General features: G+C 70.1%; 8 protein-coding genes and 1 pseudogene. 3 read left to right on the top strand and 6 right to left on the bottom strand.

Going from position 1 to position 11154, the window contains the following annotated elements; all coding sequences use genetic code 11:
• Positions 1-93: 93 nt before the first annotated feature.
• Positions 94-1551 (top strand): sugar porter family MFS transporter, encoded by a 1458-nt coding sequence (locus tag ACOJSN_RS01510; RefSeq protein ID WP_420110742.1) that lies wholly within the window; start codon positions 94-96, stop codon positions 1549-1551.
• Positions 1552-1577: 26 nt separating this feature from the next.
• Here ACOJSN_RS01510 and mfd read toward each other — a convergent pair whose 3' ends face one another.
• On the bottom strand, positions 1578-5270 hold the full coding sequence (gene mfd, locus ACOJSN_RS01505) for a transcription-repair coupling factor (RefSeq protein ID WP_420110741.1): 3693 nt from the start codon (positions 5268-5270) through the stop codon (positions 1578-1580).
• A 272-nt stretch (positions 5271-5542) separates the two neighbouring features.
• Here mfd and ACOJSN_RS01500 point away from each other — a divergent pair, with 272 nt between their 5' ends.
• Positions 5543-6541, top strand: coding sequence for an LCP family protein (locus ACOJSN_RS01500; protein WP_420110740.1), 999 nt, complete (start codon positions 5543-5545; stop codon positions 6539-6541).
• 167 nt (positions 6542-6708) lie between these two features.
• Here ACOJSN_RS01500 and ACOJSN_RS01495 read toward each other — a convergent pair whose 3' ends face one another.
• From ACOJSN_RS01495 to ACOJSN_RS01485, 3 genes are all read right to left on the bottom strand, one after another.
• Positions 6709-8304 carry a GMC family oxidoreductase gene (locus tag ACOJSN_RS01495; protein ID WP_420110739.1) on the bottom strand — a complete coding sequence of 532 codons (1596 nt, stop codon included), beginning with the start codon at positions 8302-8304 and terminating at the stop codon, positions 6709-6711.
• Positions 8301-8786 (bottom strand): hypothetical protein, encoded by a 486-nt coding sequence (locus ACOJSN_RS01490; protein WP_420110738.1) that lies wholly within the window; start codon positions 8784-8786, stop codon positions 8301-8303. The genes ACOJSN_RS01495 and ACOJSN_RS01490 overlap by 4 nt, the downstream gene beginning before the upstream one ends.
• Before the next feature lie 85 nt (positions 8787-8871).
• Positions 8872-9645, bottom strand: coding sequence for an IclR family transcriptional regulator (locus ACOJSN_RS01485; RefSeq protein WP_420110737.1), 774 nt, complete (start codon positions 9643-9645; stop codon positions 8872-8874).
• A 112-nt stretch (positions 9646-9757) separates the two neighbouring features.
• On the opposite strand from ACOJSN_RS01485, the gene ACOJSN_RS01480 reads away from it, so the two are divergent.
• Positions 9758-10087, top strand: coding sequence for a putative quinol monooxygenase (locus ACOJSN_RS01480; protein WP_420110736.1), 330 nt, complete (start codon positions 9758-9760; stop codon positions 10085-10087).
• 7 nt (positions 10088-10094) lie between these two features.
• Here ACOJSN_RS01480 and pth read toward each other — a convergent pair whose 3' ends face one another.
• Positions 10095-10694 carry an aminoacyl-tRNA hydrolase gene (pth, locus tag ACOJSN_RS01475; RefSeq protein ID WP_420110735.1) on the bottom strand — a complete coding sequence of 200 codons (600 nt, stop codon included), beginning with the start codon at positions 10692-10694 and terminating at the stop codon, positions 10095-10097.
• Between the two features lie 20 nt (positions 10695-10714).
• Positions 10715-11154 (bottom strand): annotated as a pseudogene (locus ACOJSN_RS01470) (50S ribosomal protein L25); the annotation flags it as partial.

Below are 11154 nucleotides of genomic sequence, written 5' to 3'. Positions count from 1 at the left end.
GCTCCCGCCCCGGATACCGCGCGCACCCCCCTGCGCGGCGGGCGTGATGGGGCTACCGTGGCGAGGAACCACCCCCGGGGAAAAGGCACGGCGATGACGGCGTCCGCACCACCCAGCAGGCTCAACCCGCGCATCATCGGGATCTGCGTGGCCGCAGCGCTCGGCGGTTTCCTGTTCGGCTTCGACACAGCGGTGATCAACGGCGCGGTCGACGCGCTCACCGACCAGTTCTCGCTGGGTCCCGGGCTGTCCGGTTTCGCCGTCTCGTCCGCACTGCTCGGATGCGTGGCCGGCGCGTGGTTCGCCGGCGGGCTCGCCAACAAGTACGGTCGCATCCCCGTGATGCTGATCGCGGCCGTGCTGTTCCTCGCCTCCTCGATCGGTTCCGGGCTGGCGTTCGGCGTGGTCGACCTCATCATCTGGCGCGTGATCGGCGGCCTGGGCGTGGGCGCCGCCTCGGTGATCGCGCCCGCCTACATCGCCGAGGTCTCCCCCGCCAACGTGCGCGGCCGACTCGGCTCGTTGCAGCAGCTCGCGATCGTCACCGGCATCTTCGTGGCGTTGCTCTCCGACTCCTGGCTGGCCAACTCGGCCGGCGGCGCCGCGAACGAGCTGTGGCTCGGCCAGGAGGCATGGCGCTGGATGTTCATGGCGGAGGCGATCCCCGCGGTCATCTACGGGGTGATGGCGCTGCGACTCCCGGAGTCGCCACGGTTCCTGGTCGCGCGCGGAGACTACGACAAGGCCTCGCAGGTGCTGCACGACTTCACCGGCGAGCTCGACGTCAATCTCAAGATCCAGCAGATCAAGGAGTCTCTCGGCGAGGAACGCAAGCAGAGCCTGCGTGACCTGCGTGGCAAGCGTCTCGGCCTGAAACCGGTGGTGTGGCTGGGAATCCTGCTGTCGATGTTCCAGCAGTTCGTCGGCATCAACGTGATCTTCTACTACTCGACCACGCTGTGGCGCTCGGTCGGGTTCGAGGAGTCCGACGCGCTCACGATCACGGTGATCACCTCGGTCACCAACATCGTGGTGACGCTGGTGGCGATCGCCCTCGTGGACCGGGTGGGTCGCCGTCCGATGCTGCTGGCCGGGTCAGCCGGCATGGTGGTCTCGCTCGGCATGATGGCGCTCGCGTTCTCCAACGCCACCTTGGTCGAGGCCGCCGACGGGAGCACGACGGCGGAGCTCGCCGCCCCGTGGTCGACCATCGCCCTGGTCTGCGCGAACGTCTTCGTGGTGGCGTTCGGCGTCAGCTGGGGTCCGCTGGTGTGGGTGCTGCTTGGCGAGATGTTCCCGAACTCGATCCGTGCCTGGGCTCTGGCCGTCGCGGCCGCAGCCCAGTGGCTCTCGAACTTCGCGATCTCGACGACGTTCCCGATCTTCGCCGACATCGGCCTGTCGTTCGCCTACGGCTTCTACGCGTTCTTCGCCCTGCTGTCGTTCGTGTTCGTGCTCACCAAGATCCCCGAGACCAAGGGCAAGGAGCTGGAGGAGATGTCCGACGAGATGGTGGTCGAACGCCGCCGCCGCGGAACCTCCGCTGCCTGACCTGCTCCGCCGACGTGCGGGGACGGTCAGCCGGCGGGGGCCGGCGTCGGGACCGGCGCCAGCACCTCGGCGATCACGGTTCGCACCCAGGCCATCAGCGGCTCGCCGGTCAGCGGCTGGCCGCCGACCTTCGACGTCGTCGGGGCGGGCACGAGCACGGTGCGCACACCCGGCTTGAGGACGCTGCCGGGGTACAGCCGCTTGAGGCGCAGCTGCCGGGAGTCGGCGAGGTCGACGGGGCCGAACCGCACGTACTTGCCCTGCTGGGTGATCTCGGCCAGCCCGACGGCGCGGGCGGCCACCCGCAGCCGGGCGACCTCGAACAGTCGCAGCACCTGCTCCGGCGGCGTGCCATAGCGGTCGTCGAGCTCCTCGGCGACGGCGTCGATCGTGGCGTCATCGGCCGCCGCGGAGAGCTTCGCGTAGGCCTCCAGCCGCAGCCGCTCGTGCCCGATGTAGGCCTCGGGGATATGGGCGTCGACCGGCAGCTCGATCCGCAGCTCCGAGAGCTCCTCGGTCTTCTCGCCGCGGAAGCCCGCAACCGCGTCGGCCACCATCCGCACGTACAGGTCGAACCCGACGCCCGCGATGTGCCCGGACTGCTCGCCCCCGAGCAGGTTGCCTGCGCCGCGGATCTCGAGGTCCTTGAGCGCCACCTGCATGCCCGCGCCGAGGTCGGTGTGGGCGGCGATGGTCTGCAGCCGGTCGTGCGCGGTCTCGGTCAGCGGCTTCTCCGGCGGGTACAGGAAGTAGGAGTACGCGCGCTCGCGGCCGCGCCCCACGCGCCCGCGGAGCTGGTGCAGCTGCGAGAGCCCGAGCACCTCGGCCCGCTCCACGATCAGCGTGTTCGCGTTCGAGATGTCCAGCCCGGTCTCCACGATCGTGGTGCAGACCAGCACGTCGAACCGCTTCTCCCAGAAGTCCACGATCACGCGCTCGAGCTGGTGCTCGTTCATCTTCCCGTGCGCCACCTCCACGCGGGCGTCCGGAACCAGCTCACGGATCCGTGCGGCCGCCCGGTCGATCGACTCGACCCGGTTGTGCACGTAGAACACCTGGCCCTCGCGCAGCAGCTCCCGTCGCACCGCAGCGGCGATCTGCTTCTCCGAGTACGGGCCCACGAACGTCAGCACGGGGTGCCGCTCCTCGGGCGGCGTGGCGAGCGTGGACATCTCGCGGATCCCCGTGACTGCCATCTCGAGCGTGCGCGGGATCGGGGTCGCGCTCATCGACAGCACGTCCACGTTGGTGCGCAGCTGCTTGAGCGTCTCCTTGTGCTCCACGCCGAAACGCTGCTCCTCGTCGACGACGACCAACCCTAGGTCCTTGAACCGCACCTCGCCGGTGATGATCCGGTGTGTCCCGATGACCACGTCGACGCTGCCGTCGCGCACGCCGTCCTTGAGCGCCTGGGCCTCCTTGTCGGACTGGAACCGCGACAGCCCCTTGACCACGACAGGGAAGCCTGAGTACCGCTCGCTGAACGTGTCGAGGTGCTGCTGCACCAGCAGCGTGGTCGGCACCAGCACCGCGACCTGCTTGCCCTCCTGCACCGCTTTGAACGCGGCCCGCACCGCGATCTCGGTCTTGCCGTACCCCACGTCGCCGCAGATCAGCCGGTCCATCGGGACCGTCTTCTCCATGTCGGCCTTGACCTCGTCGATCGTCGCGAGCTGGTCGGGCGTCTCGACGAACGCGAACGCGTCCTCGAGCTCGGCCTGCCAGGGCGTGTCGGGGCCGAACGCGTGCCCCTGGGTGGCCATGCGGGCGGCATAGAGCCGGATCAGCTCGGCTGCGATCTCCTTGACCGCCTTACGGGCACGTCCCTTCGTCTTGGCCCAGTCGGCGCCGCCCATGCGGTTGAGCGACGGTGCCTCGCCACCGGTGTACTTCGTCACCTGGTCGAGCGACTCGGTCGGCACGAACAACCGGTCTCCTGGTTGCCCTCGCTTGGACGCCGCATACTCGATCACGAGGTACTCGCGGCTCGCCGCCGCGGCGCCGGTGCCGACCGTGCGCTGCACCAGCTCGATGAACCGGCCCACCCCGTGCTGCTCGTGCACCACGAAATCCCCCGCCTTGAGAGCGAGGGGGTCGACGACGTTGCGACGTCGGGAGGGCAGGCTCCGCATATCGCGGGTCGAGGTGCCGGCGCGGCCGGTGAGGTCGGCCTCGGTGAGCAGCGCGAGCTGCAGCGGTTCGGAGACGAACCCCTTCCCGACGCTGGCGGTCGTCACCAGCACCAGGCCGGCCGCAGGCTGATCCGGGTCCTCACCGTCCCGGGCGTCGGCACCCGCGGCCTCCACCGACGGAACCAACCGCGCCGGCACGTCGGCCGAGAGCAATTGCTCGACCATGCGCTTGGCCGGACCGGCGCCCTCGGTGACCAACACCAGCCGCCACCCCGAGGCGGTGAGGTCGCGCAGGTCCGCGACCGCCTGCTCGATGTCGCCCCGATAGCCGACGACGTCACGCGAGGCGATCGTGATCGACGGCGCCGGGTCGCCGTCTGCCCAGGTGACCTCATCGCCCGCCCCGGCTGCGCCGTCGGCGATGTCGCTGGCCACGGGCTCGGCGAGTTCGGCGAGCTCGCTGTCGGTCTCGAAGGCACCGAGGGTCCACCAGCCGAGCCCCCGGCGCGCGGCGACGTCGCGCGTGGCCGCGAGCGTCGCGAACGAGGCTTGCGACAGGTCGAGCGGCGTCTGCGCACCGGCGGCCGCCGTGGTCCAGGCCGCCTCGAGGAACTCCTGCGTGGTGGCCACGAGGTCGTGCGCGCGCCGCCGCAGCCGCTCGGGGTCGTCGAGGATCAGCAGCGCGTCCTCAGGTACCAGCTCGAGCACCGGGACCATGTCGTCGACCAGCGCGGGGGCCAGCGACTCCATGCCGTCGACCGCGATGCCCTCGGCCAGTTTGTCGAGCATGTCGGCAGCGCCGGGGAGCTGCGCCACCAGGGCGGCGGCGCGCGCGCGCACCGAGGCGGTCAGCAGTACCTCGCGGCACGGAGGTGCCCACACGCCGTCGTCGGCGACTTCCAGCGACCGTTGGTCTGCTGCCGAGAACCAGCGGATCTCGCTGACCTCGTCGCCCCAGAACTCGATACGCTGCGGGTGGTCCTCGGTGGGAGCGAACACGTCGAGCAGCCCGCCGCGCACGGCGAACTCACCGCGGCGCGTGACCATGTCGACCCGGGTGTAGGCGGCATCGACCAGGCCCTCGATCACCGCCTCCATCTCCACCGTGTCGCCGGTGCGGAGCGCCACCGGCTCCAGGTCGCCGAGCCCGGCGACCACCGGTTGCAGCAGCGCACGCACCGGCATGACGAGCACCCGGATCGGCCGGGTGGAACCGCCGGCGCCCGCCTCGGCATCGGCGTCCGGGTGGGCGAGCCGGCGGAGCACGGCGATGCGGCGCGCCACGGTGTCGCTGCGCGGTGAGAGTCGTTCGTGCGGGAGCGTCTCCCACGAGGGGAACACCGCCACGTCATCGGCGGGCAGGTACGCGCGCAACGCCTGCGCTCGCTCGTCGGCCTCGCGCCCGGTCGCGGTGACGACGACAAGCGGCCGGCTTCCGCGCTCGGCCAGCTCGGCGAGCACCGCGGGGCGAGCACCGACTGCGGTCGCCACGTCGAGGGCACCGCGGGCCGGCACGGCGTCGAGCAGCTCGGACAAGCCGGGATCGCGGCGCAGCGCAGGAAGCAGGGCGGTCAGCGTCTCGGACATCGATCCTCTTTCGGGCACGGCCAGGGACCCGCAACCACGATTCGGGGGGTGATCCGGAGCGGTGCGGGTTAGCCCTCAGTCTAGGTCGAGTTCCTCCCGGTCACGCCTGGCTCCACGCGGGCCTGGCCCTGGAGCGCGACTTACGTTGCTTCCTGGGCCGGTAGCAGCATCACGAAGATCGGGGGCCCAGGATGGGGCTGGGGACGATGGCACACGGGAACGACGGGGGCACTGAGCCTCGCAGCAGGCCGAGCCGGGGACGACGGGCGGTCGTGCTCATCGTCGGCGTGCTCGTGGTGGTGGTCGGCGGCATCGCCGGCCTGCTCGGCGTGCTGCAGCAGCGTGTCACCAGCCACTTCGAGTACATCAACGACCCGTTCGACTCGCTGACGAACCGGCCGATCGAGGAGAGCGACGGCGCTGCCGGCTCGGGTGCGGCTCCGATGAACATCCTGCTGCTCGGGTCGGACAGCCGGATCTCCGCGGGCGACCCTGGCCAGTGGGAGTACGGGGCGCAGCGCACCGACGCGATCATGCTGGTGCACATCTCGGGCGACCGGCAGTCGGTGCAGGTGATGTCGATTCCGCGCGACTCCTGGGTCCCGATCCCCGGGCACGGCACCGCCAAGATCAACGCCGCCTACTCCTTCGGCGGCCCCACACTCATGATCGAGACGGTCGAGCAGCTGACCGGTGTCCGCATCAACCACTTCGCGATCGCGGACTTCGAGTCCTTCGCCGCCCTCACGGACGAGCTGGGTGGCGTCGAGATCAACGTCGGCACCGAGTTCACGAACCACGGTGTCCATGTCGAGGCCGGCACCCAGACGCTCACCGGCGACCAGGCCTTGGCTTACGTCCGCGAACGGTACGGGCTCCCCGGCGGCGACTTCGATCGCGTCAAGCGGCAGCAGAACTGGATCCGGGCGATCCTGCGCGCGGCGTTCGACCGCGACATTCTCACGGACCCGCTCGCGCTGACATCGTTCCTCGAGACCGCAGCCTCGGCGGTGATGGTCGACGCGGGGTTCACGGTCGGTGAGATGCGGAGCCTGGCCCTGAGCATGCGTCACGTCCGGCCGGGTGACATGACGTTCCTCACGGTCCCGATCAGCGGCACCGGGTGGAGTGACGACGGCCAGTCGATCGTGCTGCTGGACCGGGCGCCGTTCGACGACCTCATGGCTGCCGTCGCCGACGACTCGGTGTCCGACTACCTCGAGGACAACCCCGACCTCAACGTGCTGGGCGGGTCCGACGCGGTGCGTTGACGGGCATCGGACCGATCACCAGCCCGATCAGGGCCGCGGCATCGTCGACGAGCACCGCAAGGGCAGCCGCTCCACGCGTGCCACACCGAGACGGCCACGAGGAGGAACACCCCGTTGCCGGTGTCAGCCCATGAGTGCGCGGCTTCCGCCACGAGCGAGGCGTCGGATCACAGCTCCTGCCGGCCGAGCAGGTCGGCGATGCGCTCGGCCTGTCGGATCGCAAGCGCCACGATCGTCAGCGTCGGGTTCGCGGCGGCACCCGTGGTCATCACCGAGCCGTCGCTGACGAACAGGCCGGGCACGTCGTGCGCCTGTCCGAACGAGTCGACCACGCCGTGGGCTGCCTCCCCACTCATCCGGCAGGTGCCGAGGTTGTGCGTCGAGGGGTACGGCGGGGTGTGATGGGTCGACTGCGCACCCACCGCCTCGTACAGCAGGTCCGCGCGACCGTACGCGTGCTCGCGCATCGCGACATCGTTGGGGTGGTCGTCGAAGTGGACGTCCACCACGGGCAGTCCGAGGGAGTCCTTCACCGACGGGTGCAACGTGATGCGGTTCGTCTCCTGCGGCATGTCCTCGCCCACGATCCACAGGCCGGCGGTGCGGTGGTACGCGTCCATCATCTCGGTGAACTCGCGACCCCACATGCCGGGCTCCACGAACGCCGCCAGGAACGCAGGGCCCAACGACAGCGTCTCCATGTAGTAGCCGCCGTGGAACCCCCGCGAGGTGTCGAGGCGCGCTTCATCGGCGATGATGCCGGCCATCGTCTCGCCGCGATACATCCGCACCGGCTCCTCGAACTGGGCATAGACCGACGCCGTGGTGTGGCGCATGTAGTTGCGGCCGACCTGTCCCGAGGAATTCGCCAAGCCGTCAGGATGGCTGGCCGAGGCACTCAGCAGCAACAGCCGCGGCGACTCCAGGGAGTTACCCGCGACGCAGACCACGCGGGCGGCCTGCCGATGCAGGTTGCCGTCGGCGTCGGCATAGATGACGGCGTCGGCCCGGCCACTGCGATCGTGCGTGATCTGCACGGCCTGGCTCTGGGGACGAAGGTCGCACAGACCTGTGGCGAGGGCGCGAGGGATCTCGCGCACCGCCGTCGACCATTTCGAGGTGTTCTTGTCGCCCTGGAAGTTGAAGCCGTCCTGGATCGAGGCCGGCCGGCCGTCGTACGGCTCGGCGTTCGTGCCGTAGGGCCCGGTGGCGTAGTGCTTGTAGCCGATGCGCTCGGCGCCGTTGGCGAATACCTTGTAGTTGTTGTTCGCGGGCAGCGGCGGGCGCCCGTGTCGGTGTGAGGAGCCGATCGCGATCTCGGCCTTGTCGTAGTACGGCGCGAGATCGGCCAGCGTGATCGGCCAGTCGATCAGGTTCGCACCCTCCACGTCGCCGTAGTAGGTGCGCGCCTTGAACTCGTAGTCGCGAAAGCGCGGTGTGGCGCCCGACCAGTGCGTGGTCGACCCGCCGACCGCCTTGACGATCCACGCGGGAAGGTTCGGGAAGTCGGTCGTCAGCCGCCACGACCCCGAGCTGACACGCGGGTCCAGCCACGCCATCTGCCCGAACGCCGCCCACTCGTCGTTCTCGTAGTCGTCCGGTGTGAGATAGGCGCCCGCCTCCAGCACCACGACCGGGATGCCGCGCTGGGTCAGCTCGTAGGCAAGGGTGCCGCCGCCGGCGCCCGAGCCGATGATGACCACGGCCTCCTCGTCCAGCGAGATCGCCGCTCCCTGACGGGTTCCTTCGGACGCCGCGCTCATGCTCCCGCTCCTTCGACCTCGTCCTCCGCTGCCACCTCGACCAGGTGGTCGGGGCCGTCGTACTCCTCGATCCGCGGATCGGGCAACCAGGCGAGGTCGTCGAACCCGCGGTGGAGGTAGCCGCCGGCATCGAAGGACGCGCCCTCGTACCCGAGCAACTGCCACACCTCGTGGTCGTCGTACAGGCTGACCACCGCCACGCCGCGGATCATCCGGAAGAACGGGGCGTCGGCGATCTCCCGCAGCACCTTCTCCCCCACCTCCTCGCCGAGCGAGCCGAAGTCGCCGCCGGCGCGTGCGTCGAGCGAGTCGAGGCCGGTAGCCAGCGCGAGGGCGTCCCAGGTGTTCTCGCTCGCCTTCGCGACCACGGCCTCGGCCGTGCGCTCGAACGGGCCGTCCGGAAAGGTCGGATGGGGGTACGCGGCTCTGAGCAGTCGCACCAGAGTGTGCCGCTGCGCGGTCGTGAACGTGAACTCGGGCATCATCGCCTCCTTGCGGTGTGCGGCTCACGCTAGGAGCACCCGCACTGCGGCGAAAGGTCGCTTATCGCCGACTGAGAAGCGCCGCTCAGCCGGTTCGGCCGGACCGGAAGTACCGGCTCACCTGCGACGCTGTCGCCCGCAGCGCCTGCTCGATCTGACCTGTGCGCCCCGCCATCGCGGCATCCGGCCCCGACACCGCCACCGAGCCGATCAGCGCGCCCGAGCCAGCGCGCACCGCAGCGGCGGCGCAGGTCGCGCCGGCCTGGAACTCGCCGTACTCCCAGGCGATGCCGCGGTCGGCCACCTGCGCCAGCTGCTCGTCGAGTGCTGCGTGCGTGGTGATCGTGCCGGGGCCGAACCGGGGCATCGGCTCGGGGTCGAGGTGGTGCTTGCGGTGCTCGTCGTCCATGTTGGCGAGCAGGATCTTTCCGAGCGCGGTGGCGTGCGCAGCCTCGTGGTACCCGAACTCGAGCGGACTCAGCCGCGGGCACGTGGGCGAGTCGACCGTGACCACGACCACGATCTGCGAACCGCGGTGCACCGCCAGGTAGGCGGCGCAGTCGAGCCGCTTGTGCAGGCCGTGGATCTGGGCGCGCACCTCGCGAGGCACGCCGATCTGCTGGTGCAGGCTCACCCCGAGCTCATGCAGCTTGTAACCCAGCTCGAAACGCTTCTCGCCGCGGATGTGCACGAGGTAGTCGCCATCGAGCAGGTCGCGGATCAGCCGGTACACCGTGGGCAGCGGTAGCCCGGTCGCGTCAGCGACCTCCTTCGCGGTGGCACCACCGTGCTCGGCGACCACCTCGAGGATCTGCAGCGTGCGCCGGACCGAGCCGAGCGCCGAGGACGACGACGTCACATGCGGCAGCGTAGGTCATCTTCGGTTCTCACCACCCGAGAACCCCGGTAGCGCCGGCACACGTGGCACCGGCAGGCTGGTCCTTCGACGACCCAACGCCGAAGGAGCCGTGATGATCTTCATCTGTGTCAAGTGGAAGGTGAAGCCGGAGCACGCGGAGGCGTGGCCAGAGATCACCCGAGAGTTCACTGAGGCCACGCTCGCTGAGCCGGGCAACCTGTTCTTCGAGTGGTCCCGCAGCGTCGAGGACCCGAACACGTACGTGCTGATCGAGGCGTTCAAGGACGATGCCGCGGAGGCCCACGTCACCTCGGACCACTTCGTCAAGGCGCAGGCCGACCTGCCGCAGTACCTCCCCGAGACACCCAAGATCCGGAACGTCCTCATGGAGGGCGACCACTGGGACGAGCTGGGCGAGTTCGCCGTCAACGCGACCGACTGAGCCGGGCTCAGCGGGGTGCGTGCAGCCGGTCCTGAGCGAGAACGAGACCCTTGTCGACGACGTCCCTGACGCCGTCGGCGGCCTCCTCCAAGGTGACCGCAAGGTCCTCGCGCTCCGACACCGCGAAGTCGCGCAGCACGAAGTCCGCCGGGTCCTGCCTGCCCGGCGGGCGCCCGATACCCACACGGAGCCGCAGGTAGTCCTTGGGGCCCAGCGCGGCACTGATCGACGTGAGTCCGTTGTGGCCACCCTCCCCGCCGCCGCGCTTGAGCCGCAGCGTGGAGGGTGGCAGGTCGAGCTCGTCGTGCACCACGAGCAGCCGCTCCGGAGGGACGTCGTAGAACCGCACAAGCGCGGCCACGGGTCCGCCGGAGACGTTCATGTACGTGCTCGGCTTGGCCAGCACGACCCGCGGCCCCGGCGCTCCGGTGCTGAGCACGCCCAGCCGACCGTCGAGCACCTGCGCGCGCGCCTTGTGCGTCACGAAGCTGCCCGGCACGTCGCGCGCGAGCACGTCGAGCACCATCTGGCCGACATTGTGGCGGTTGCCCGCGTACGTCGGGCCCGGGTTTCCGAGCCCGACGACGAGGAACGTGCCGTCGGTCATGCGATCCCCCGAGGTGATGCTCAGGACTCGGAGTCGTCCGCCTCGGCCGGGGCGTCGCCGCCCTCACCCTCAGCGGAAGACTCGCCGGCCTCACCGGCAGCAGCGCCGGCCTCAGCCGCGGCCTCGTCGGCCTCGAGGTCCTCGGCGGACGCACGGGGCACGCTGATGACGACCACGGTGGTCTCCGGGTCGGTCTCGAGCTCGACGCCCTCGGGGAGCACGATGTCGGAGGCGCGCACGGTGTCGCCCTCCTCGAGACCCTCGATCGACGCGACGAGCCCCTCGGGGATGCTGAGCGCATCGGCACGCACCGAGAGCGTCTGCGACTCCACGGTGTGGATGGTGTCCGGAGCGGACTCGCCCTCGACGTGGACCGGGATGTCGACGACGACCTTCTCGCCGCGGCGGATGATCACCAGGTCGAGGTGGTCGATCGTGCGCTTGACCGCGTCACGCTGGA

The organism is Pseudactinotalea sp. (assembly GCF_048594945.1).
GTDB lineage: Bacteria > Actinomycetota > Actinomycetes > Actinomycetales > Beutenbergiaceae > Pseudactinotalea.
Note: the sequence above shows the minus strand (reverse complement) of the source record. Positions and strands in the feature narration are given on the sequence as shown.